The organism is Microbacterium ginsengiterrae, assembly GCF_014205075.1.
In the GTDB taxonomy this organism is placed as follows: Bacteria; Actinomycetota; Actinomycetes; order Actinomycetales; family Microbacteriaceae; genus Microbacterium; species Microbacterium ginsengiterrae.
The window spans coordinates 760,046-782,045 of the sequence record NZ_JACHMU010000001.1 but is presented as its reverse complement, the minus strand read 5'-3'; the positions used below and the strand labels follow the sequence as shown (position 1 = coordinate 782,045).

Below are 22,000 nucleotides of genomic sequence, written 5' to 3'. Positions count from 1 at the left end.
GCGACACGACGAATGTGACGCAGCGACTCATCCCCTCTCGGCACATTTCGAAGGAGTCTTCCGTGGCAGCAGACGAACTGTCCGTCCAGCTCTACACCGTGAGAGATCACGTCGATCAGGACCTCGCCGGTACTCTGGCGCGGCTCGTGGACATCGGGTTCCGTCGAGTCGAACCGTGGGCGCTCGTGCGGCGAGCCGACCAGTACGCGGAGCTGCTTCCGGCGGCCGGTCTCGTCGCGCCGAGCGCGCACGAGCACCTCATCGGAGCTGATGCCGACGTGGATGCGGTGTTCGATGCCGCCGATCGCGTCGGCGTCACCACCGTGATCGACCCGCACGTGCCGGTCGAGCGGTGGGGCACGCGTGAGGACATCCGCCTGATCGCCCGCGAACTCGCCGACGTGTCGGCGCGCGCAGCGGACCGTGGGCTCACCGTGGGGTACCACAATCACGCCTTCGAGCTGGAGACGCGGATCGACGGTGTCTCCGCGCTCGAGGTCTTCGCCGAGGAGGCACCGGAGGACATCATCCTCGAGGTGGACACCTATTGGGCGGAGGTGGGGGGAGAGCCCGCCGCCGAGCTGTTGACGAGACTGGGCGACCGCGTCCGGTTCATCCATGTGAAGGACGGACCTCGCACGAAGGTCGATCGCGACCAGGTGGCCGTCGGGGCCGGAGTCCTCCCCATCGCCGACATCCTCGCCGCCTCGCCGCGGTCGATGCGCGTCATCGAGCTCGACGACCACGCCGGCGACGTGTTCGAGGCGCTGCGCGCCAGCTTCGACCACTTGAAGGAGCTCGAGGGATGACCGGGTCACGTGTGGGCGTCGGCATCGTCGGCGCCGGAACGATCAGCGACCAGTATCTGGAGAACCTCACGGCGTTCTCCGACCTCGAGGTGCGCTTCGTCGCCGATCTCGACACCGAACGTGCCGCAGCGCAGGCGGCCAAGTGGGGAGTCGGCGCATCGGGCTCGTACGAGCAGCTGCTCGCCGACGAGGACATCGAGATCGTCGTGAACCTGACGATTCCCGCCGTGCACGTCGACGTGGCGCTGCAGGCGGTCGCGGCGGGCAAGCACGTCTGGGGCGAGAAGCCGTACGCGCTCGACCTCGCCAGTGCTCGTGAGCTGTCGCAGGCGGCGGACGCCGCCGGCGTGCGGGTCGCCGTCGCCCCCGACACGATCCTCGGAGCAGGTCTGCAGACCGCGTTCCGCGCGATCCGCTCCGGTGAGATCGGCACCCCGTTGACGGCGATCGCGCTGCTGCAGTCGCCGGGGCCGGAGTCGTGGCATCCGAGCCCCGAGTTCCTGTTCGCCTTCGGCGCCGGGCCCCTGTTCGACGTCGGGCCGTACTACCTCACCACGCTCGTGCAGGTGTTCGGATCGGTCAGCCGGGTCTTCGCGACGGGTTCGCAGAGCCGGAAGACCCGCACGATCGGATCAGGGCCGAAGGCGGGCACGGAGTTCCCCGTCGAGGTGCCGACGCACATCGGCGCGCTGGTGGAGTTCCGCGACGGCGGGAGCGCCCAGCTCGTGCTGAGCTTCGACTCGCACCTCAAGCGCGCCGGCTTCGTGGAGATCGCCGGAGAGACCGGTACCGCCGTGCTCCCCGACCCCAACATGTTCGACGGCGACACCGTCATCCACTCCATCGAGGGTGAGCGCGTCATCCCGGCCGAGGGCTCCACCTACAGCCGTGGTACGGGTGTGGTCGAACTCGCCCAGGCGATCCGGTCGGGGCGCCAGGAGCGCGTGCCGGGAGAGCTGGCATTCCACGTCCTCGAAGTGATGATCGCGATCGCGGCCTCCGCGGAGAGCGGTCAGCCGGTGCAGGTCGACAGCACCGTCACGCTTCCCGAAACCCTCGACGCGGCATGGGACCCGGCCGCGCCGAGCCTGTGAGACACAGCGTCCCGCCCGTAGTCCGAAACCTCGAAGAAGAGCAAGGAAGAACATGGCATTGAACGCATCGCAGTGGAAGAGATGGATCGCCCTCGGCGCCGTCACCGTCCTCGGCGCAGGCCTGGCCGGCTGCTCCGCCTCATCGGACGGGGGAGGTGACGGCTCCGGCGGCACGATCACCTATTGGGCCAGCAACCAGGGCACGTCCGTTGAGAACGACGAGGAGGTGTTGGCCGAGTCGATCGCCCGCTTCACAGAGGAGACCGGCGTCGAAGTCGAACTCGAGGTCATCCCGTGGCCCGACCTGCAGAACCGCATCCTCGCGGCGATCTCCTCCGGAGACGCTCCTGATGTGCTGAACATCGGCAACACCTGGGCGGTCTCGATGCAGGCGACCGGCGCGTTCATGCCGTGGGAGGGTGAGGCGCTCGAGGCGCTCGGCGGCCAGGACCGTTTCGTCGAGGCCAGCTGGGCCACCGGTGGCGCGGAGGGCGAGGCACCCACATCCGTCCCGCTGTACGGCCTCACCTACTCCATGTACTACAACACCAAGTTGTTCGAGGAGGCCGGGATCACCGAGCCGCCCGCCACCTGGGACGAGTTCGTCGAGGACGCCAAGGCGCTGACGAAGGACGTCGACGGCGACGGCACGATCGACCAGTGGGGCTTCGGTCTTGCGGGTGCGCGAGTGGCGAACAACGTCCACCAGGCGTTCATCCGCGGCGCGCAGCACGGAGGAGAGCTCTACGACGAGGACGGCAACCCCGACTTCGCGAACGACGCCATCGTCGCCGGGGTCCAGGACTGGGTCGACCTGATGGCGGTGCACGAGGTCGTCGACCCGTCCAACGCCGAACTCACCGAGGGCAACATGGTCCCGCCGGACCTCGTCTCGGGCCGGGTGGCGATGCTGTTCGACCAGAGTGCCGAGAAGAACTTCATCGCCGAGGGCTTCGAGGACTGGGGCGTCGCGCCCATCCCGATGCTCACCGCCGACGCGACAGGGCTGGAGGCGACGCAGAGCCACGTGGCCGGCATCAACATCAGCGTCTTCGACGACTCCGACAACAAGGAGGCGGCGATCGACTTCGTCGCCCATCTCACCAGCGCGGAAGAGCAGGCGTACCTGAACAAGGAGTTCGCCGCCCTTCCCGTCGTCACCGACGGCTACGACGACCCCGCGTTCGACACGGAGTTGATCAAGAGCAAGCAGGAGACGCTTCTCGATCACGCCAAGCCGATGCCGCTGTACCCGAGTGAGGCGCAGATGGAGACCGTGGTCGGCCAGGCGGTCAGCGATCTGTTCGCGAAGGTCGCGCAGGGGCAGACCGTGGGCGAGGAGGAGATCCGGAAGGCCCTCGAGGCCGCGCAAGCCCAGATGTGACCGATCCGAGGAATTTCTCGGAGCCGGCCGGGCTCGCGCCCGGCCGGCTCTCTCAGAAGGGACGACAGGATGACCCTGTTCGCATCGAAGGAATCCCGGGAGTCGGCGCGCGACACCGAGCTCATCACGACCGGGCGCATCAACCGTCGCCGCAGCAAGGGATACGGGTTCCCCTTTGCGCTGATCACCCCGGCAGCGCTCATGGAGCTGCTCATCCACATCATCCCGATGGTGCTGGGTGTCTGGATCGCGTTCATCGCGCTGGACCAGTTCAACATCGCCAACTGGCTCAAGGCGCCGTTCATCGGCCTCGGGAACTTCATCGAGGGCCTCGACCCCGCGGGCCCCGTCGGGTCGCAGTTCTGGCCGGCGCTGCTGCGCACCGGGGTGTTCACCGTGATCGTCGTCGGCATCGCCTGGTCGATGGGCATGTTCGCCGCGGTGATGCTCGCGAACTCGTTCCGCGGCAACGGCTTCTTCCGCACCCTCTTCCTCGTGCCGTACGCGCTGCCCGGTTACATCACCACCATCGCGTGGATGTTCATGTTCAACCAGCGCGACGGTGTCATCAACCGCCTCCTCGTCGACGACCTCGGCATCCTCGACAGTCGGCCCTTCTGGCTGCTGGGCGGCAACGCGCTGTTCGTCGTGATCGTCGTGACGATCTGGCAGTTCTGGCCGTTCGCCTTCCTCATGCTCCTCGCCGCGGTGCAGTCCGTGCCGAAAGAGGTCTACGAGGCGGCGGCGCTGGACGGGGCGAGTCTGTGGCGGCAGTTCCGCACCATCACCCTGCCGATGATCAAGCACGCCAACGTCGTGCTGCTCCTCATGATCGGCCTGTGGGTGTTCAACCAGTTCGACGTGCCGTACCTGCTGTTCGGCCCCGTCTCGCCCGAGGAGGCGCAGCTGATCTCCCCGCTCATCTACCAGCAGTCCTTCAACATCTGGAACTTCGGCGTCGGAGGCGCCCTCAGCACTCTGCTGCTGATCGTGCTCCTCATCGCGTCGATCTTCTACATCCGCCTCGTGATGCCGAAGGGGAAGACCGTCGATGATTGAGACACGCGGATTCCGCATCCTCCGCGCGGTCGGGCTGACCTTCCTCAGCGCGCTCGTGATCCTCCCGCTGTATGTGATCCTCACGACCTCGATCAAGCCCAACACGGCCGTCCGAGGGCTGTTCGAATGGATCCCGACCGAGATCACGTTCCAGCCGTACATCGACATCTGGAACACCGTGCCGCTGGCGCACTACTTCATGAACAGCCTGATCGTGACGGTGAGCGCGACGGCGTGCTCCGTGGCGCTCGCGATCCTCGCCGCCTATGCGGTGGCGCGGTTCGACTTCCCCGGAGTCCGCCAGTTCCGCTTCGCGGTGCTGGCGACGCAGATGTTCCCCGGCATCCTGTTCCTCCTGCCGTTGTTCCTGATCTTCTCCCAGATCAAGCGCGGCGTCGGGCTGGAACTGGTCGGCACGCATCTCGGGCTGGTCATCACGTACATGACGTTCTCGTTGCCGTTCTCGATCTGGATGCTGGCCGGGTTCTTCGCCTCCATCCCGCGAGAGCTCGAGGAGGCGGCGATGATCGACGGCCTCGGCCGCTGGGGAGCGCTCTGGCGAGTGGTACTTCCCGTCGCGCGCCCCGGCATCGTCGCCGTCACGGTCTACTGCTTCATCACCGCGTGGAGTGAGGTCCTCTTCGCGAGCGTCATGACGAACAAGAGCACCAGGACGCTCTCGATCGGGCTCAGGGCGTACGCGTCGCAGACGGATGTGTACTGGAATCAGATGATGGCCGCCTCGGTCGTGATCTCGCTCCCGGTGCTCATCGCCTTCCTGATCGTGCAGCGGCATCTCATCTCCGGGCTCTCGGCGGGGGCGGTCAAGTGAGCGGTCTGCACCCTGGCGCCGGCCTCCGCGTCGGGATCATCGGAGGCGGATTCATGGCCCGCACGCACGCCCACGCGGCGCGCGTCGCAGGGGCTGAGGTCGTCTCCCTGCTGTCCTCCTCGCCGGAGAGCACGGCGCGCGCGGCGCACCATCTCGGCACCGCGCCGGCTCGTTCGCTCGAGGAACTGATCGACCGCGCGGACGTCGTGCACGTGTGCACACCCAACGCGCTGCACCTCCCGCAGTCGCTCGCGGCGCTGGATGCCGGACGGCACGTGGTCTGCGAGAAGCCGTTGGCGACGTCGTTGTCGGATGCCGACGCGCTCGCCGCCCGCGCCGGCGAGTCGAGGAGGGTGGCCACGGTCCCGTTCGTGTACCGCTTCCACCCGATGGTGCGCGAGGCGCGTGCACGCGTCCGCTCCGGCGGGATCGGTCGCCTCTTCACCCTCCGCGGCGAGTATCTGCAGGATTGGATGCTGGGAGCCGCAGAGCGCAACTGGCGGGTGGATGCCGCGGTCGGCGGCCGGTCCAGGGCCTTCGCCGACATCGGCTCGCACCTCGTCGACCTCCTCGAGTTCGTCATCGGCGAGCGGATCGTCCGGGTCGCTGCGCGGACGTCGACCGCGCACGAGGAGCGGGACGGGGAACGGGTGCACACCGAGGATGCCGCCGCGGTCGTCGTCGAAACAGCAGGGGGAGTGGTCGGCACGGTGCTCGTGTCGCAGGTCGCAGCAGGACGCAAGAACGCCCTGAGCTTCGAGGTGTCCGGAGCCGAGGGCGCCGTCGCGTTCGCCCAGGAGACGCCGAACGAGCTCTGGTGGGGCAGGGCTGACGGGTCGGTGACGATCGCGCGTGACGACGCCCTGCTCTCGCCGGATGCCGCCCGGCTCTCGGTCGTGCCCGCCGGGCATCCGATGGGGTATCTGGACGCCTTCTCGGCCTTCGCCCGCGACAGCTACGCGGCCATCCGAGGCGAGGCGCCCGACGGGCTGCCGCGATTCGCCGACGGCGCACGGGCGGCCGCGGTGACGGAGGCCGTGCTGGCCGCTGCGCGCTCCGACGGCTGGGAGTCGGTCGACTCGACGCCCGATTCCGTCTTGGAAGGCGCGATGGCCGGCTCGACGAGGTAGGACCGAGGAACGACGAGACCCCGTCGCATCCGAGCGGATGGGACGGGGGTCCGGTCGTGCGAGTGGTCGCGGCTCAGCGTGCGGTGGCGGGCTCGGGCGCCACGGCATCCGCCTCGTCGTCACCGGAGTCGTCGGCGAACGGCAGCCCTTCGCGCGGCGCGTTGTACAGCTCCTCGTCGAGGATGCCCTCGCGCTTGGCGACGATGGTCGGGACCAGGGCCTGACCGGCGACGTTGACGGCGGTGCGGCCCATGTCGAGGATCGGGTCGATCGCGAGCAGCAGACCGACGCCCTCGAGGGGCAGTCCGAGCGTGGAGAGCGTGAGTGTGAGCATCACGGTGGCGCCGGTCGTGCCGGCGGTGGCGGCCGATCCGACGACGGACACGAGCACGATCAGCAGGTACTGGATGAGGTTGAGCTCGATCCCGAAGAACTGCGCCACGAAGATGGCGGCGATGGCCGGGTAGATCGCGGCGCATCCGTCCATCTTCGTCGTCGAGCCGAACGGCACGGCGAACGACGCGTAGGAGCTCGGCACGCCGAGGTTGCGCTCGGTCACGCGCTCGGTGAGCGGGAGCGTCCCGATGGAGGATCGGCTGACGAAGCCGAGCTGGACGGCAGGCCAGACGCCGGTGAAGTACTGCGTGATCGACAGGCCGTGGGCGCGGACGAGGATCGGGTACACGACGAAGATGACCAGCGCGAGACCGATGTAGACGGCCGCGGCGAACCATGCCAGTGAGGCGAGCTTCTCCCAGCCGTACTTGATGACGGCGGATCCGATGAGGCCGAAGGTGCCCAGCGGCGCGATGCGGATGATCCACCACAGCACGCGCTGGATGACCTTGAGGAGGGACTCGGTGAAGGCGAGGAAGGGCTCCGCCTTCTTTCCGGCCTTGAGCGCCGCGATGCCGACGACGGCCGCGACGACGATGACCTGGAGGATGTTGAAGTTCACGGTGGATGCCACGGCGCCGGCCTCGGCGTCGAAGGAGCTGCTCACGCCGATCCCGAGGAAGTTCTGCGGGATCAGGCCGAGGAGGAAGTTCCACCAGGTGCCGACGGCGTACGGCTCTCCCGGCTCCAGTCCGTCGCCGGCGCGGGCGCCCGGCTGGATGACGAGGCCGAGGGCGATGCCGATGCTCACCGCGATGAATGCGGTGATTGCGAACCAGAGCAGCGTCTGCCCCGCGAGGCGCGCGGCGTTCTGCACGCGGCGGAGATTGGAGATGCTCGCGACGATCGCGGTGAAGATGAGGGGGACGACGGCGGCGCGCAGCAGCGTGACGTACGAGCTGCCGATGGTGTCCAGTGTCGCCGACAAGCCGTTCGGGTTCTCCGCGGTCGCGCCGAGCTGTCGACCGATGAGGCCGGCGGCGATCCCGAGGACGAGGGCGGCGAGGATCTGGAATCCGAACGAGGTCAACAGCTTGCGGACAGGGCCGCGGGTGTCCGGCGCCTTGGCGGCGCGTGCAGTGGTGCTCATGGGTCTCCAAGTCGAGGGGCGCTGGTGGGTGCGCCACGACAGGAAACGCTACGAGCCCTCATTCATTCCTTGGGCGGAGATGACGAACCATGACGGTGGCGGACCGACCTCCCGGACGGCGGAACTCAGTGCGGCTGCTCAGCGGGCGGAGCGAGCACCAGCAGCTCGCCCACCTCGCACTCCAGGGCATCGCAGATCGCCCGGAGCGTCGAGTAGCGGATGGCCCGCGCCCGATCGTTCTTCAGCACGGAGAGATTCACGATGCTCACCCCGACGATCGCGCTCAGCTGCGTGAGCGTCATACCGCGCTCGCTGAGCAGTTCATCGAGTCGGCAGTGGATGCCGGTCTCCTCCTCATCAGCGGCCGGGCTCATACGAGTCCCTCGGTTTCCTTCTGCAGTGCCGTGCCCCGGCGGAAGACGATCACGAGCACGCCGAGGGCGAGCGCGGCGAGAAGGAGCGGGATCTGCTCAGCGAACATCAGCCACTGGTCGTCGAACTCGCCGTCGAGTGCGGCGAAGACCCCGTTGAGGCCCATGATCGTGAAGGCCGACGCGATGAGGCCGGCCGCGAGCATCCCCATCGACATCGTGAAGATCAGATTCGTGTTGACCCGATCGAAGACGACGCCGCGCAGCAACCGGCGGCACACGAGCACCCCGATGACGGCGACGGCGATCAGGCACAGCGCCGGCAGCGCGACGGCGAGGACCAGAGAGATCACGCTGATCATGTTCACGTCGGCGACCGTGAGCGTCGCCGCATCCACCGTCGCCGGAGCGCCCGCTCCGACGGAGATGGTCACGTCCTGTGCGGGCACGGGCGTCGACACCGTCACGGCGCCGGGCGCGGCGAACAGGGCGGCGATGCGACGGATGCCGTCGTAGAGCAGCCAGCCCACGACCAGTGCACCCGTGACGATCGCGCTGTTCAGGTCGTTCCGTTCGGATTTAGCCTGCTTCGTGTCCATCAGATCAATCCTTCCGTCTCGCGCTGCAGCCGCTGGCCGACCTCGAACGCTGTCGCCACCAGCGCGAGGGCGATGCCCCACCCGATCGGGGAGAGATCCACCTGGAACAGGAACGACCAGAACTCGCCGGTATCCGCACCGCTCGCCGTCAGCTGCTCGACGGCCTGCGCGCGGGCGAAGCCGCCGAGGAGAGGGCCGATCATCCCGACCACGATGAGCCCGATCGCCGCGCCACCGATGATGTGGGGCATCGAGCGACGGAACGTCCGCTGTCGGATCAACGACAGGCCGAGCCACCAGAGCGCCATGCACACGATCACCGTGGCGAGGGCGGGAAGGGCCGTCTCCAGCAGCAGGAGCCAGCGGGTGCCCGGATCCACGGTCGCCAGCGACACTGCCGCCTCCGTGTACTCGGCCGAGTCCACGCCCGCAGCATCCTGCAGTGTCGTCATGTCGGCCCCGTGGACGGGGAGGGACACCGTCACGGGCGATCCGAAGATCTCCACCGCGTCGGCGACCGTGCTGACGATCGATGCGATCGCGATGCTCACCGCTCCGGTGGCCACCACCCCCAGGGTGACGGCCTCGATCATCCGCATCCGTCCGGTCCGATTGTTCATCTCACACTCCTTATCGACAGTCGTTGTTATCGATGATCGTTAACGTAACGACTATCGATAACAGCGTCAAGTGCGAGGTATGCCGACGGCGAACACGGCCTTGAGCGCGCATCTCGGTCGTTACTCTCGATGTACGAGCGCTTCATCCCTGTATTCGGGATCGTGCGATAAGGAGTCAACATGTTCGAGAGATTCACGGACCGAGCCCGTCGTGTGGTCGTCCTCGCCCAAGAAGAGGCGAAGATGCTCAACCACAACTACATCGGCACCGAGCACATCCTGCTCGGTCTCATCCACGAGGGTGAGGGCGTCGCCGCCAAGGCTCTCGAGAGTCTTGGTATCTCCCTCGACGCCGTGCGCGAGCAGGTGCAGGACATCATCGGTCAGGGGCAGCAGCAGCCGACCGGTCACATCCCGTTCACCCCTCGTGCCAAGAAGGTCCTCGAGCTGAGCCTGCGCGAAGCGCTGCAGCTCGGCCACAACTACATCGGCACCGAGCACATCCTGCTCGGCCTCATCCGTGAGGGCGAGGGCGTCGCCGCTCAGGTGCTCGTCAAGCTCGGCGCCGACCTCAACAAGGTGCGCCAGCAGGTCATCCAGCTGCTCTCGGGTGCCCCGGGCCGCGAGCCCGCAGCCGTCGGCGCCCAGGCGCACGACAACCCGCAGGCAGCCCAGGGTGGGTCGGCCGTGCTCGACCAGTTCGGACGCAACCTCACCCAGGCCGCGCGCGACAACAAGCTCGACCCCGTCATCGGCCGTGAGAAGGAGGCCGAGCGGGTCATGCAGATCCTCTCGCGCCGATCCAAGAACAACCCCGTCCTCATCGGTGAGCCCGGTGTCGGAAAGACCGCAGTGGTCGAGGGGCTCGCTCAGGCGATCGTCAAGGGCGATGTGCCCGAGACGCTGAAGGACAAGCAGCTGTACTCGCTCGACCTCGGCTCGCTCATCGCCGGTTCCCGCTACCGCGGTGACTTCGAGGAGCGCCTGAAGAAGGTCACCAAGGAGATCCGCACCCGCGGCGACATCATCGTCTTCATCGACGAGATCCACACCCTCGTCGGTGCGGGTGCCGCTGAGGGTGCGATCGATGCGGCGAGCATCCTCAAGCCGCTCCTCGCGCGCGGTGAGCTCCAGACGATCGGCGCGACCACCCTCGACGAGTACCGCAAGCACTTCGAGAAGGATGCCGCTCTCGAGCGCCGCTTCCAGCCCGTCCAGGTCAACGAGCCGAGCCTCCCGCACGCGATCAACATCCTCAAGGGACTGCGCGACCGCTACGAGGCGCACCACAAGGTGCAGATCACGGACGGCGCGATCGTCGCGGCGGCGAACCTCGCCGACCGCTACGTCTCTGACCGCTTCCTGCCGGACAAGGCCATCGACCTGATCGACGAGGCCGGTGCGCGACTGCGCCTGAGCATCCTGTCCAGCCCGCCGGAGCTGCGCGAGTTCGACGACAAGATCGCCAAGGTCCGCGAGCAGAAGGAAGCAGCGTCCGAGGAGCAGGACTTCGAGAAGGCCGCCGCTCTCCGCGACGAGGAGAAGAGTCTGCTCGCCGAGCGCCTGCGTCTCGAGAAGCAGTGGCGCAGCGGTGACGTCGCGACCCAGGCGGTCGTCGACGAGGGACTGATCGCCGAGGTCCTCGCCCAGGCGACCGGCATCCCGGTGTTCAAGCTCACCGAAGAGGAGTCCAGCCGACTCGTCTTCATGGAGAAGGCGCTGCACCAGCGCGTCGTCGGGCAGGAAGAGGCCATCGCGGCGCTCTCCCGCACGATCCGTCGCCAACGCGCCGGCCTCAAGGACCCGAAGCGTCCGTCCGGTTCGTTCATCTTCGCCGGCCCGACCGGTGTCGGAAAGACCGAGCTGGCCAAGGCGCTCGCGGAGTTCCTGTTCGACGACGAGGCTGCGCTCATCTCGCTCGACATGAGCGAGTTCGGTGAGAAGCACACCGTCTCGCGTCTGTTCGGTGCCCCTCCCGGGTTCGTCGGATTCGAAGAGGGCGGCCAGCTCACCGAGAAGGTGCGCCGCAAGCCGTTCTCCGTGGTGCTCTTCGACGAGATCGAGAAGGCCCACCCCGACATCTTCAACTCGCTGCTGCAGATCCTCGAAGAGGGTCGCCTCACCGACGGTCAGGGTCGGATCGTGGACTTCAAGAACACGGTCATCATCATGACGACGAACCTCGGCTCGTCCGCGATCGCCGGTGGCCCTGTCGGCTTCCAGATCGAGGGCAACGCGCAGACCAGCTACGAGCGGATGAAGGGCAAGGTCGACGAGGAGCTCAAGCGGCACTTCAAGCCCGAGTTCCTCAACCGTGTCGATGACGTCATCGTCTTCCCGCAGCTGTCGAAGGAAGAGCTCGTCCAGATCGTCGATCTGTTCGTCAAGCGCCTCGGCGAGCGTCTTCTCGACCGCGACATGACCGTCGAGCTGACCCAGGCCGCCAAGGAGCGTCTCATCGAGATCGGGTTCGACCCGGCTCTCGGTGCACGCCCGCTGCGGCGTGCGATGCAGCGCGAGATCGAGGACCAGCTGTCGGAGAAGATCCTGCACGGCGAGCTCAACCCCGGCGACCACATCAAGGTGGACGCCGAGGCCGGGAAGTTCCTCTTCGAGACCGGACCGCGTGGTGAGAAGGTCGCCGTCGGTGTCGTCTCCGGTGGCGAGATCACCGCGACGCCGGACCTGACGGCCGCGTCCGGCGACGCGTGACCTGATTGACCGGAAAAGGGGCGGATGCTGCGGCATCCGCCCCTTTCTGTATGTTCGCCCGGGCGCGGATGCGGCACGCCGGAGCGGGTCCCCAGGCTCCGAGTTCTAAGCTGGGACCCGTGAGCTACACCGTCCGCCCCGCGCGCAGCGCCGACATCGCCGGCATCCACCGCCTGCTGGCTCCACTGGTCGAGCGCCGCATCCTGCTGGGCAAGGACCTCGTCGTGCTCTACGGCGCCGTGCAGGAGTTCGTCGTCGCCGAACAGGACGGCGAACTCATCGGCTGCGGTGCGCTGCACGTGATGTGGGAGGACCTCGGCGAGATCCGCACACTGATTGTCCGCGATGACTGGCTGCGCAAGGGCGTCGGTCGCGCGATCGTCGGTCGTCTGGAGGAGCGGGCCCACGAGCTGGGCCTCTCACGCCTGTTCTGCCTCACCTTCGAGGTCGACTTCTTCACGCGCCGGGGCTTCGCCCCGATCGGGGAGCAGGTCGTCGACCCCGACGTGTACTCGCAACTCCTTCGCAGCCCGGACGAGGGCGTGGCGGAGTTCCTCGACCTCGCGCACGTGAAGCCGAACACCCTCGGCAACACGAGGATGCTGAAGAACCTGTGATGTCGCCGAGCAAGGCTGTCTACCGGCGCCGCCGGATCGTCTTCGTCCTCGGTCTTCTCCTCGTCGCCGGACTGATCGCGGGTGGCATCTGGCTGCTCATCGCCCAGCCATGGGCGGCTGCGCCCGCGGCGTCACCCACCTCCACGTCCTCTCCGGCGCCGACCGGCACGCCGTCGCCCGGCGCCACCACTGCGCCCGCCGATGATGAGGACGACGCTGACGACGCCGATGCCCCCGGCCCCTGCCGCCCGATCGACATCGTGGTGGAGGCGATCACCGACGCGGACACCTACCCCGAGGGTGCTCTCCCGCAGCTGTCGATCTCGCTGACGAACACCGGCTCGACCGCGTGCACGCTGGATGTCGGGTCGGCGACGCAGGTGTTCGTGGTGACGAGCGGTGACGACGTCTGGTGGCGCTCGACCGACTGCCAGGAGAACCCCAGCAGCATGGTCGTCACCCTCGAAGCCGGGCAGAACGTGACCAGCGCGGAACCCGTGACGTGGGATCGCACCCGGTCCGACATCTCCACCTGTGATCAGGAGAACCGCCCTCGGGCGCCCGGTGGAGGGGCCTCGTACCACGTCGATGTGTCGATCGGCGGCTTCGATGCGCTCAACAGCAGTCAGATCCTCCTCTACTAGCTGCCCGTCGATTCTTTGGGATACCATAGAAAGGCTCCCGGTATATCCCGGCGAAAGCCATCCCCAGTGGCGTCGTACACAGCGTCCCCAGCGCTTCGACGTTCGCCGGTCGGGAGCTCGAGGGCCCTTTCGAGTACTCCAGTCCCCAATGGACGACTCGAGAGGGCCCCACTTTATGCTGGAAGACATGGCAGCGAAGAAGTCGAAGTCCGCGGGTGCGCCCGCCGCCGAGGAGTTCCGTTCGGAAGCCCTCGCCCAGGCCCTTGAGAAGCAGGACGTCGCGGCCGTCGCCCTGGCGCTGCGCCACGGGAACACAGTGGTCCCGCTCCTGCGTGCGGGAGATCGCGACAACCCGCTCGACGGCGGTGAGGTGTGGACGTTCCGCGACCCGGGAACCGGGGACGTCGCCCTGCTGCTGTTCAGCGATGCGAAGAACAAGCCGGCGAATCTGCCCCCCGGCGTCGGCATCTACTCGCCGACGTGGCTGAAGAACTTCCTCACCACGCACCGGGAGACGATCACGACCGTGTTCCTCGACATCGCCGGTCCGCACCCGATGCAGGCCTCGCCGGAGGATCTCCTCGTCGCTCTCGAGGCCTAGGTACGACGCGGTCGGCGCCGTATCGGATCAGAACGGCGGGATGTCGTCCTCCCGGCGCCGCGCGGTGCTGCGTGCGCGCACGTCGCCGAGTGCTGCCTTCAGGGTGCCTGATCGCTCATCGATGACCTGCGCGTAACCGAGGCGGGCAGCCTCCGATCGCCGCTGTGCGGCCTGCGTCACCGCACGCACCTCGCCGGCCAGGCTCAATTCACCGACCGCCGCGACCGTGCGGGGGACGGAGACCTGACGGATCGAGCCGGCCACGGCGATCGCGATCGCCAGATCGGCCGCCGGCTCGGTGAACCTCACCCCGCCGACGGTGGAGACATAGACGTCGAGCTTGCCGGTGGGGATGCCGCCGCGCTTCTCCAGCACGGCCAGCACCATCGCCACGCGGGCGGAATCGAGCCCCGACACGACCCGGCGCGGGTTCGGCGCCGTCGACTCGACCGTCAGCGCCTGCACTTCGACCGGAAGGGCGCGGCGGCCCTCCATCGCGATCGCCACGCAGGTGCCGGGCTCGGTCGATCCGTGCCCGAGGAAGAGCCCCGACGGATCGGGCACCTCGGCGATGCCGTCGCCTGTCATCTCGAAACAGCCGACCTCGTCGGTCGGCCCGAACCTGTTCTTCAACGCGCGGATGAACCGCAGCGCGGTCTGCCGGTCGCCCTCGAAGTGGCAGACGACGTCGACGAGGTGTTCGAGGATGCGGGGGCCGGCGACCTGTCCGTCCTTCGTCACATGCCCGACGAGGATGATGGGCAGGTGCCGCTCCTTGGCGACGCGGATGAGCGTCGCTGCCACTTCCCGCACCTGGCTCGGCTGGCCCGCCGCGCCGTCGGAGAGTGAGGACGCCACAGTCTGCACGGAGTCGACGATGACGAGTTCGGGGGAGACCTCGTCGATGTGCCCGAGGATCGTCGCGAGGTCGGTCTCGCTCGCGAGGAACAGTTCTTCGTGGAGAGCGCCGGTGCGTTCGGCGCGCAATCGGACCTGCGCCTGCGACTCCTCGCCGCTGGCGTACAGCACCCGTCGCCCGCCGCGCGCCGCCTGGGCGGCGACCTCGAGCAGCAGCGTGGACTTGCCGACGCCCGGCTCGCCGCTGAGGAGGATCGCCGCCCCCGGCACGATCCCACCGCCGAGGACGCGGTCGAACTCCGCCACACCGCTCGTGCGGCGCGGGGTCTCCGTCGTGGTGATGTCGGTGATCCGGCGTGCCGCACGATCGGCGCCGGGTGCGATCGGGCTCACCTGTCGGAGGATGCCCGTCTTCGCCGCCTGCTCCTGAACCGTGCCCCACTGCTGGCACTCGCCGCAGCGGCCGACCCACTTCGACGTCGTCCACCCGCACTCGGTGCAGACGAACGCCGGGGGAGCAGGTTTACGGGTGGCCATGATGCAAGGCTAATCGCGGCATCCGACACCGGACGTCAGCGCCGCAGCAGCTCGATGTCGGCCGGCTATCGACCGGATCCGACATCCGTATCGCCGGGGATGATTATTCACGGCCCTGGAATCTCGGGCTGATCAGGATCTCGGGATAATTGAGTCATGTCCTCCGCCCGGCCCGCATGCGGCCCGATCTCGACCTACTCGCGGGTGCAGATCCTGCATCTCGTCCAGTCGCGATCCCCGCGGACGATCGGCGACCTGTGCGATGCCACCGGTCTGCACCAGAACACGATCCGCGAGCACCTGCAGCGTCTCATCGAGGGTGGGTACATCATCGCCTCGACCGAACGGCGGACGACCCGGGGCCGTCCCCGCACCCTGTACAGCGCCGCGACCGGGACGCCGGAGGCATCCAGCGACGTCGCCAGGGAGAAGATCAGCGCTGCCGCCCGCCGCGGAGACCTCATGCGGCGCGCTCTGCCGCAGACGGCATCCGACCTCGGCACCGAGGCAGCTCATCAACTCGACGCCCTCATCGAACACCTTGAGGAGAGTGGATTCGAGCCCGTCATCGACGACGACCAGCTCACCGTAGACCTCACGCCGTGCCCGCATGCCGCGGCACGGCCGGAGGACCGGCCGGTGCTGTGCCGGGTGCACCTCGGACTCATGCAGGGGGTGCTCACGCAGGCAGGCGGTCCGCTCGCGGCCGACTTCGTGCAGGAGCCAGCCGTGCCAGAGGAGTGCACCGTGCAGCTGCGGCTGGCTGGCGCGGCCTGAAGGCCGCCTGAGAGAGCGGCATCCGGCCGCTCGAGAGAGGGTGTCAACGGATGGAGTGGCTGGATCCTCTGATCCTGGCGCGATGGCAGTTCGGTCTCACGACCGTGTATCACTACCTCTTCGTGCCACTGACGATCGGAATGGCCCTGGCGGCGGCGATCTTCCAGACGGCGTGGGTGCGGACCGCGAAGGTCCACTACCTGCACCTGACCCGGTTCTTCGGGAAGATCTTCCTCATCAACTTCGCCATGGGCGTCGTGACGGGCATCGTGCAGGAGTTCCAGTTCGGCATGAACTGGTCGGACTACTCGCGCTTCGTCGGCGACGTCTTCGGAGCCCCGCTCGCGTTCGAAGGACTGCTGGCGTTCTTCTTCGAGGCGACCTTCATCGGGGTGTGGATCTTCGGGTGGGACAAGCTGCCCAAGAAGCTCCACCTCGCCTCCATCTGGTGCGTCGCGATCGGCAGCACCCTGTCGGCGTACTTCATCATCGCCGCCAACGCCTTCATGCAGAACCCGGTCGGGTACGAGTACAACCCCGTCGCGAACAGGGCGGAGCTCGTCGACTTCTGGGCGCTGCTGACGAACCCCGTCGCGCTCGCCGCGTTCCCGCACACGATCTTCGGTGCGTTCATGTTCGCCGCGGGAGTGATCATCTCGGTGTCGGCCTGGCACCTGTACCGCGGACAGCACATCGACACGATGCGCGTGTCGATGAAGTTCGGACTCTGGGCGATGCTCGTCTCCACGGCCGGTGTCGCCCTCACCGGTGACCAGCTCGGCCTGGCGATGTACGCGGCCCAGCCGATGAAGATGGCCGCCGCCGAGGCGACCTTCGACACCGTCTGCGGTGCGGACGCGTCGTTCAGCCTGTTCACGCTCGGCACCCCGGACGGCTCATCCGAGCTGTTCTCCATCCGGGTCCCATACCTGCTCTCGCTGCTGTCGACGCACTCGCTCGACGCGTGCGTGCACGGCATCAACGACCTCAACGCCGAGTACGCACTGCAGTACGCCGACCTCGGCATCGACAACTTCGCCCCCGTCCTGTGGATCACCTACTGGTCCTTCCGCTGGATGATCGGGCTCGGGATGCTGCACGCGTTCATCGCGCTCGTGGGCCTGTGGGTCACGCGCCGCAGCGCGAAGAACCCGCCGGCGCCGTGGATGTGGAAGGTCGCGATCTGGTCCTTCCCGCTCGCCCTGTTCGCGAACATCGTCGGCTGGGTGTTCACCGAGATGGGACGGCAGCCCTGGATTGTGTTCGGCCTGATGAGCACACGCGACGGTGTGTCTCCAGGGACATCGGGACTCGAGGTGCTGATCTCCCTCATCGCGTTCACCGCGATCTATGCGGCGCTCGCCGTGGTCGAGATCCGGCTCATCGTCGCGGCCGCCCAGAAGGGGCCGGACACCGATGAGCAACCCGAGGACGAGACGGCGCAACTGTCGTCGGTCGTGTACTGAGAGGCATGGACATGGATCTGGCAACTCTGTGGTTCGGCATCATCGCCTTCCTCTTCGTCGGCTACTTCGTGCTCGACGGCTTCGACTTCGGCGTCGGGATGTCCCTCCCCTTCCTGGGTAAGGACGACATCTCCCGTCGGCAGATCATCAACACCATCGGACCGGTCTGGGACCTCAACGAGACCTGGCTCATCGTGGCCGGTGCGTGCCTGTTCGCCTCGTTCCCCGAGTGGTACGCGTCGCTGTTCAGTGGGTTCTATCTTCCGCTGCTGCTCATCCTGCTGGCGCTCATCGCACGAGGGGTGTCGTTCGAATACCGCCACCAGGGCCGCAGTGAGCGGTGGAAGGCCGGCTTCGATCGCATGATCATCATCGGCTCCGCCGTCCCGGCGTTCCTGTGGGGTGTCGCCTTCGCGAACATCGTCCGCGGCGTCGCCCTCGACGAGCAGCACATCCACGTCGGCACCGTCTTCGATCTTCTGAACCCGTACGCGCTGGTGGGCGGCCTGACGACGCTGCTGCTGTTCTTCACGCACGGCGTGACGTTCGTCGCCCTCAAGACCGACGGGCCGTTGCGGGCAGAGGCGCGGCGCCTGGCGTTCCGGGCAGGACTGCTGACGCTGGTGGTGGCCGCCGTGTTCCTGGCATGGACTGTCCTCACGCACTTCTCGCTCATCGTGTTGGCGCTGGCCGCGCTCGCCGCGGTCTCCCTCGTGTTGTCGCTGGCGTCCAACCTGCGCGACCGGGAGGGCTGGGCCTTCACGTTCGGGGCGTCCACGGTGCTCTTCGCCGTCGTCGCACTGTTCGCCGCACTGTTCCCGAACGTGCTGCCGTCGACGATCGACCCCGCGTTCAGCCTGACGGTGGAGAACGCGTCGAGCACCGACTACACGCTGCAGATCATGACCTGGACGGCGCTGGTCGCTCTTCCGCTCGTGCTGCTGTATCAGGGGTGGACGTACTGGGTCTTCCGCAAGCGCGTCACCAGGGTGTCGATCGAGGGAGCTCCGGCGCACGCGTGAAACCCGTCGATCCGAGGCTGCTGAAGTACGCCGGCGCCGCACGGGGATTCTTCGTCCTCGCCGCGGCGATCGGCGTGCTCCAGACCGGGGTCGTCATCGCGTTCGCCTGGTTCCTCACCGACGCGCTCACCGGTGCCATCGCCGGTCGCCCGGTGGCGGCATCCGTCCTGTGGGTGCTCGTGCTCGCTCTCGTGCGCGGCATCCTCATCGCCGCATCGGACGCGGCGGCGATGAGCGCGGCAGCGCGGACGGGGGCACAACTGCGAGCGGCGCTCATCAGGGCGATCGGTGCGCTCGGCCCGGGCTGGCTGGCGGCGCGCAACAGGTCTGTACTCGCCGTCACCGCAGGGCGCGGTCTCGAGGCGCTCGACGCCTACTTCGCCCGGTATCTTCCGCAGCTGGTGCTCACCGTCGTCGCGACCCCCGTCATCGTCGCGGTGATGTGGTGGCAGGACTGGCCGAGCGGGCTGACCGCGGTCATCACCCTGCCACTGATCCCGATCTTCATGATCCTCATCGGCCTCGCCACGCGGACCGTGCAGCGCCGACAGTGGCAGACGCTGCAACGGCTGGCCGCGCGTTTCGCCGACACCGTGCAGGGGCTCGCGACTCTTCGGCTGTTCGGACGCGATGCGCGCGCGGCGCGTCAGATCGAGACCACCGCCGATCAGTACCGCCGAGAGACGATGACCGTGCTGCGGTTCTCGTTCCTCTCCGGCTTCGCGATGGAGCTGCTGTCGTCCCTCGCCGTCGCGCTGATCGCCGTGGCCGTCGGATTCCGGCTGCTCGCCGGTGATCTCTCGCTGGAGATCGGCCTGTTCGTCCTGCTCCTCGCCCCCGAGGCGTTCCTCCCCGTGCGCCAGGTGGGGGTGCAGTTCCATGCCGCCGCGGAGGGCGTCGCCGCCACTGAGGACGTCTTCCAGGTGCTCGACGCCGCGGCATCCCGCCCCGCCGCCGGGCACAACTCCGGAGGTTCCTCGCAGAACCCCGGATTCTCGGCGGCAGAGGGGCCGGAATCCGCAGAATCTCCGGAGTTGTGCGTCACGGACCTCCGCATCCGCGACCTCCCGGCCGTCACGTTCACGGCGTCGCCCGGGTCGATCACCCTCATCGAGGGGCCGAGCGGGTCGGGGAAGTCGAGCATCATCGCTGCGCTCACGGGCGCGGCCGAGTACGACGGCTCGGCGACCTGGTCCGGCGTCGAGGTCGCGACGCTCGCTGCGTCCGACTGGCTCGCCTGGGCCGGGCAGGCGCCGGGACTCATCCGCGGCACGATCGCGCAGAACGTGGCGCTCGGGGCGCAGCCGGACGAGGCGCGCGTCCGCGAGGCGCTCGCCGCGGCCTGCGCGGACGACGTGGACCCGGCGCAGGAGCTCGGAGTCCAGGGCAGCGGGCTGTCCGGCGGCCAGGCGCAGCGGGTGGGAGTCGCCCGCGCGCTGTACCGGCACGCCGCAGACCCCCGGCGGGTGCTCGTTCTCGATGAGCCGTCGAGCGCGCTGGATGCCGAGACAGAGGCCCGCCTGTGGGCGACCCTGCGGGCGAGGGCGGATGCCGGCGCCACCGTGCTGCTCGTGTCGCACCGTCGGTCGGCGCGGGAGATCGCGGACCGGATCGTCGGGCTGGGGGTGCCGGCATGAGCCGCGCGGAGACCGGATCGGCCTGGACCGCGGCGGACGTGCTGCGACTCGCGCAGCCGCCCGTGCGCCGGTTCCTTCCCGGACTTGTCTGGGGTGTGCTGTCGGCGGGTGCCGCGGTGTCGCTCCTTGCCGTCAGCGGCTGGCTGATCGTCAGCGCGTCGATCGTGGACTCGCTCGTCCCGCTGTCTGTCGCCGTCGTCGGTGTGCGGTTCTTCGCGGTCTCCCGCGCGGTGTTCCGCTACCTGGAACGGCTGAGTGGGCACGACGCGGCACTGCGCCAGCTCGCCGCCACGAGGTCGGAGATGGTGCGGAGGCTCGTGCCGCTGTCGCCGGCCGGCCTCGGGCGCACGGATCGAGGGCAACTGCTCTCCGCGCTCGTCGATGATGTGGACAACCTGCAGAACCTTCCTCTTCGTGTCGTGCAGCCGCTCGCCGTCGCCGGCGTCGTCGCCGTGGGGGCGGTGGGCTTCGTCGCGTTCGTCTCTCCGGCGGCGGCGCTCACGCTCGCGATCTGCCTCGTCGTCGCCGCGGGCGTCGCGGTCGGACTCGGGTGGCTGTTCGGGTCGCGTGCCGAGCAGCGTGTCTCGCGCGAGCGCGCGGAGCTCTCGGCCGCGCTCGTCGACTACCTCGGCAGTCTCGACGTCCTCCTCGCCTACGGAGCCGAGCCGCAGGCGCGCGAGCGCATCGAACGGGCGGATGCCGCGGTCCGCCGCACGGTCACCCGCGCCTCGTTCGCCTCGGCTGTCGCCGCCGGAGCGGTCTCGGTGCTCGCCGGAGTCGCGTCGGCGTGGGCGCTGGTGGCGGCGGCCCCCGGGCTCTCGACCGGCACGGTCGACGGGCCGTGGCTCGCGGTGGTCGTGCTCGTGCCGATGGTCGTCTTCGAGGTCTTCGGCGCGGTCCCGATCGCCGCCGCATCGTGGCGCAGCGTGGGTGCCAGCGCGCAGCGGGTGGTCGACGTGCTGCCGGCGTCGATGCCGCCGCAGCTGCGATCGGATGCCGGTTCGGACGAGGCCACTGAGGGAACCGCACTGCACCTGCGGGATGTCCGGGCATCGTGGCCGGGTGGCGCCGCCGCGCTGCGTGGGGTGTCGCTGGATGTCGCTCCGGGGGAGCGGGTGCTCGTCTCGGGCCCGAGCGGTGCAGGCAAGAGCGCACTGGCCGCTGTACTGGTCGGATTCCTCCGCGCCGAGGGGGAGCTCACCGTCGGCGGCGTGGACGCCGACGCGATCGGCGGGCCCGCGCTGCGGAGGACGATCGGGCTGTGCGAGCAGCATCCGCAGCTCTTCGACGAGGACATCAGGCAGAACCTCCTGTTCGCCCGCGACACGGCGACGGATGAGGAGCTCATCGAGGTGCTGGAGCGAGTGGGGCTCGGCGGGTGGCTGCGTGAGCGCGGCGGCCTGAGCGCGCGGGTGGGTGACAGAGGCGCCCTCGTGTCCGGTGGCCAGGCGCAGCGCATCGCGCTGGCGCGGGCACTGCTGCGCGGCTTCCCTGTCCTCGTGCTCGACGAGCCGACGGCGGGGGTCGACCCGGAGGCGTCCGACGCGCTGCTGCGCGACCTGCTCGGAGCGGCCGGCGAGCAGTCGGTCGTGCTCATCTCCCATGTCGTCCCGCCGCCCGGGACGATCGACCGCGTCGTGAGGATGGTGGCCGGGCGAACGAGTTGACGGCAGATTATCCCAGACCAGGAAGATTAGTTGCCATAAGCGGACAGTTGACGCGAAGCAACTAAAGGCGTATCGTTG

Annotated in this window: 20 protein-coding genes; 15 read left to right on the top strand and 5 right to left on the bottom strand. The window is 68.3% G+C overall.

The annotated features are described in order from the left end of the window. Window positions 1-62 precede the first annotated feature (62 nt). From HD600_RS03940 to HD600_RS03915, 6 genes are all read left to right on the top strand, one after another. Complete coding sequence (locus HD600_RS03940) at window positions 63-809, top strand: TIM barrel protein (protein WP_184281656.1); 747 nt, start codon at window positions 63-65, stop codon at window positions 807-809. Continuing rightward, window positions 806-1,903, top strand: a complete 1,098-nt coding sequence (locus HD600_RS03935; RefSeq protein WP_184281654.1) for a Gfo/Idh/MocA family protein — start codon at window positions 806-808, stop codon at window positions 1,901-1,903. The genes HD600_RS03940 and HD600_RS03935 overlap by 4 nt, the downstream gene beginning before the upstream one ends. Before the next feature lie 52 nt (window positions 1,904-1,955). Next, window positions 1,956-3,287: an ABC transporter substrate-binding protein gene (locus tag HD600_RS03930; protein ID WP_184281652.1), complete on the top strand. Its 1,332-nt coding sequence runs from the start codon at window positions 1,956-1,958 to the stop codon at window positions 3,285-3,287. 69 nt (window positions 3,288-3,356) lie between these two features. Further along, entirely contained in the window at window positions 3,357-4,346 is a 990-nt protein-coding gene (locus tag HD600_RS03925) for a carbohydrate ABC transporter permease (protein WP_184281650.1), read from the top strand. Further along, a complete protein-coding gene (locus HD600_RS03920) occupies window positions 4,339-5,178 on the top strand; it encodes a carbohydrate ABC transporter permease (protein ID WP_184281648.1) in 840 nt (279 codons plus the stop codon). The genes HD600_RS03925 and HD600_RS03920 overlap by 8 nt, the downstream gene beginning before the upstream one ends. Then, window positions 5,175-6,308 (top strand): Gfo/Idh/MocA family protein, encoded by a 1,134-nt coding sequence (locus HD600_RS03915; RefSeq protein WP_338402135.1) that lies wholly within the window; start codon window positions 5,175-5,177, stop codon window positions 6,306-6,308. The genes HD600_RS03920 and HD600_RS03915 overlap by 4 nt, the downstream gene beginning before the upstream one ends. Before the next feature lie 73 nt (window positions 6,309-6,381). On the opposite strand, the gene HD600_RS03910 is transcribed toward HD600_RS03915, so the two are convergent. The 4 genes from HD600_RS03910 to HD600_RS03895 form a co-directional block, all read right to left on the bottom strand. Next, a complete protein-coding gene (locus tag HD600_RS03910) occupies window positions 6,382-7,794 on the bottom strand; it encodes a dicarboxylate/amino acid:cation symporter (RefSeq protein ID WP_184281646.1) in 1,413 nt (470 codons plus the stop codon). 125 nt (window positions 7,795-7,919) lie between these two features. Continuing rightward, the gene (locus HD600_RS03905) at window positions 7,920-8,168 is read right to left on the bottom strand and encodes a helix-turn-helix domain-containing protein (RefSeq protein WP_144792872.1); all 249 of its coding nucleotides are present in this window, start codon (window positions 8,166-8,168) and stop codon (window positions 7,920-7,922) included. Continuing rightward, a complete protein-coding gene (locus tag HD600_RS03900; RefSeq protein WP_184281644.1) occupies window positions 8,165-8,764 on the bottom strand; it encodes a hypothetical protein in 600 nt (199 codons plus the stop codon). Before HD600_RS03900 ends, HD600_RS03905 begins: the two co-directional genes overlap by 4 nt. Beyond that, the gene (locus HD600_RS03895; RefSeq protein ID WP_184281641.1) at window positions 8,764-9,384 is read right to left on the bottom strand and encodes a hypothetical protein; all 621 of its coding nucleotides are present in this window, start codon (window positions 9,382-9,384) and stop codon (window positions 8,764-8,766) included. Before HD600_RS03895 ends, HD600_RS03900 begins: the two co-directional genes overlap by 1 nt. A gap of 180 nt (window positions 9,385-9,564) precedes the next feature. Between HD600_RS03895 and HD600_RS03890 the strand changes: the two genes are divergently transcribed. From HD600_RS03890 to HD600_RS03875, 4 genes are all read left to right on the top strand, one after another. Beyond that, window positions 9,565-12,096 carry an ATP-dependent Clp protease ATP-binding subunit gene (locus HD600_RS03890; RefSeq protein WP_144792862.1) on the top strand — a complete coding sequence of 844 codons (2,532 nt, stop codon included), beginning with the start codon at window positions 9,565-9,567 and terminating at the stop codon, window positions 12,094-12,096. A 68-nt stretch (window positions 12,097-12,164) separates the two neighbouring features. Then, window positions 12,165-12,713 carry an amino-acid N-acetyltransferase gene (locus tag HD600_RS03885; protein ID WP_144794961.1) on the top strand — a complete coding sequence of 183 codons (549 nt, stop codon included), beginning with the start codon at window positions 12,165-12,167 and terminating at the stop codon, window positions 12,711-12,713. Further along, a complete protein-coding gene (locus HD600_RS03880) occupies window positions 12,713-13,357 on the top strand; it encodes a hypothetical protein (RefSeq protein ID WP_144792860.1) in 645 nt (214 codons plus the stop codon). Before HD600_RS03885 ends, HD600_RS03880 begins: the two co-directional genes overlap by 1 nt. Window positions 13,358-13,544: 187 nt before the next feature. Continuing rightward, complete coding sequence (locus tag HD600_RS03875) at window positions 13,545-13,958, top strand: dehydrogenase (RefSeq protein ID WP_144792857.1); 414 nt, start codon at window positions 13,545-13,547, stop codon at window positions 13,956-13,958. 27 nt (window positions 13,959-13,985) lie between these two features. Here the strand turns inward: HD600_RS03875 and radA are convergent, their stop codons facing one another. Further along, on the bottom strand, window positions 13,986-15,353 hold the full coding sequence (gene radA / locus HD600_RS03870; protein WP_144792854.1) for a DNA repair protein RadA: 1,368 nt from the start codon (window positions 15,351-15,353) through the stop codon (window positions 13,986-13,988). Between the two features lie 156 nt (window positions 15,354-15,509). On the opposite strand from radA, the gene HD600_RS03865 reads away from it, so the two are divergent. The 5 genes from HD600_RS03865 to cydC are packed head-to-tail and all read left to right on the top strand — an operon-like array spanning window position 15,510 to window position 21,922. Next, the gene (locus tag HD600_RS03865) at window positions 15,510-16,130 is read left to right on the top strand and encodes an ArsR family transcriptional regulator (RefSeq protein ID WP_184281639.1); all 621 of its coding nucleotides are present in this window, start codon (window positions 15,510-15,512) and stop codon (window positions 16,128-16,130) included. Between the two features lie 50 nt (window positions 16,131-16,180). Beyond that, window positions 16,181-17,596, top strand: a complete 1,416-nt coding sequence (locus tag HD600_RS03860; RefSeq protein ID WP_184281637.1) for a cytochrome ubiquinol oxidase subunit I — start codon at window positions 16,181-16,183, stop codon at window positions 17,594-17,596. Window positions 17,597-17,607: 11 nt separating this feature from the next. Continuing rightward, window positions 17,608-18,618 carry a cytochrome d ubiquinol oxidase subunit II gene (gene cydB / locus HD600_RS03855; protein ID WP_184281635.1) on the top strand — a complete coding sequence of 337 codons (1,011 nt, stop codon included), beginning with the start codon at window positions 17,608-17,610 and terminating at the stop codon, window positions 18,616-18,618. Further along, on the top strand, window positions 18,615-20,255 hold the full coding sequence (cydD, locus tag HD600_RS03850) for a thiol reductant ABC exporter subunit CydD (RefSeq protein WP_184281633.1): 1,641 nt from the start codon (window positions 18,615-18,617) through the stop codon (window positions 20,253-20,255). The genes cydB and cydD overlap by 4 nt, the downstream gene beginning before the upstream one ends. Continuing rightward, on the top strand, window positions 20,252-21,922 hold the full coding sequence (gene cydC / locus HD600_RS03845; RefSeq protein ID WP_184281631.1) for a thiol reductant ABC exporter subunit CydC: 1,671 nt from the start codon (window positions 20,252-20,254) through the stop codon (window positions 21,920-21,922). Before cydD ends, cydC begins: the two co-directional genes overlap by 4 nt. The last annotated feature ends 78 nt before the right edge of the window (window positions 21,923-22,000 follow it).

What these genes read in the sequence shown, in the direction of transcription:
- cydC (WP_184281631.1), top strand. Translation starts at nt 20,252, where the DNA reads ATGAGCCGCGCGGAGACCGGATCGGCCTGGACCGCGGCGGACGTGCTG.
- HD600_RS03905 (WP_144792872.1), bottom strand. Translation starts at nt 8,168, where the DNA reads ATGAGCCCGGCCGCTGATGAGGAGGAGACCGGCATCCACTGCCGACTC.
- radA (WP_144792854.1), bottom strand. Translation starts at nt 15,353, where the DNA reads ATGGCCACCCGTAAACCTGCTCCCCCGGCGTTCGTCTGCACCGAGTGC.
- HD600_RS03935 (WP_184281654.1), top strand. Translation starts at nt 806, where the DNA reads ATGACCGGGTCACGTGTGGGCGTCGGCATCGTCGGCGCCGGAACGATC.
- HD600_RS03920 (WP_184281648.1), top strand. Translation starts at nt 4,339, where the DNA reads ATGATTGAGACACGCGGATTCCGCATCCTCCGCGCGGTCGGGCTGACC.
- HD600_RS03910 (WP_184281646.1), bottom strand. Translation starts at nt 7,794, where the DNA reads ATGAGCACCACTGCACGCGCCGCCAAGGCGCCGGACACCCGCGGCCCT.
- HD600_RS03860 (WP_184281637.1), top strand. Translation starts at nt 16,181, where the DNA reads ATGGAGTGGCTGGATCCTCTGATCCTGGCGCGATGGCAGTTCGGTCTC.
- cydB (WP_184281635.1), top strand. Translation starts at nt 17,608, where the DNA reads ATGGATCTGGCAACTCTGTGGTTCGGCATCATCGCCTTCCTCTTCGTC.
- HD600_RS03890 (WP_144792862.1), top strand. Translation starts at nt 9,565, where the DNA reads ATGTTCGAGAGATTCACGGACCGAGCCCGTCGTGTGGTCGTCCTCGCC.
- HD600_RS03875 (WP_144792857.1), top strand. Translation starts at nt 13,545, where the DNA reads ATGGCAGCGAAGAAGTCGAAGTCCGCGGGTGCGCCCGCCGCCGAGGAG.
- HD600_RS03880 (WP_144792860.1), top strand. Translation starts at nt 12,713, where the DNA reads ATGTCGCCGAGCAAGGCTGTCTACCGGCGCCGCCGGATCGTCTTCGTC.
- HD600_RS03925 (WP_184281650.1), top strand. Translation starts at nt 3,357, where the DNA reads ATGACCCTGTTCGCATCGAAGGAATCCCGGGAGTCGGCGCGCGACACC.
- HD600_RS03865 (WP_184281639.1), top strand. Translation starts at nt 15,510, where the DNA reads ATGTCCTCCGCCCGGCCCGCATGCGGCCCGATCTCGACCTACTCGCGG.
- HD600_RS03900 (WP_184281644.1), bottom strand. Translation starts at nt 8,764, where the DNA reads ATGGACACGAAGCAGGCTAAATCCGAACGGAACGACCTGAACAGCGCG.
- HD600_RS03885 (WP_144794961.1), top strand. Translation starts at nt 12,165, where the DNA reads ATGCGGCACGCCGGAGCGGGTCCCCAGGCTCCGAGTTCTAAGCTGGGA.
- HD600_RS03930 (WP_184281652.1), top strand. Translation starts at nt 1,956, where the DNA reads ATGGCATTGAACGCATCGCAGTGGAAGAGATGGATCGCCCTCGGCGCC.
- HD600_RS03895 (WP_184281641.1), bottom strand. Translation starts at nt 9,384, where the DNA reads ATGAACAATCGGACCGGACGGATGCGGATGATCGAGGCCGTCACCCTG.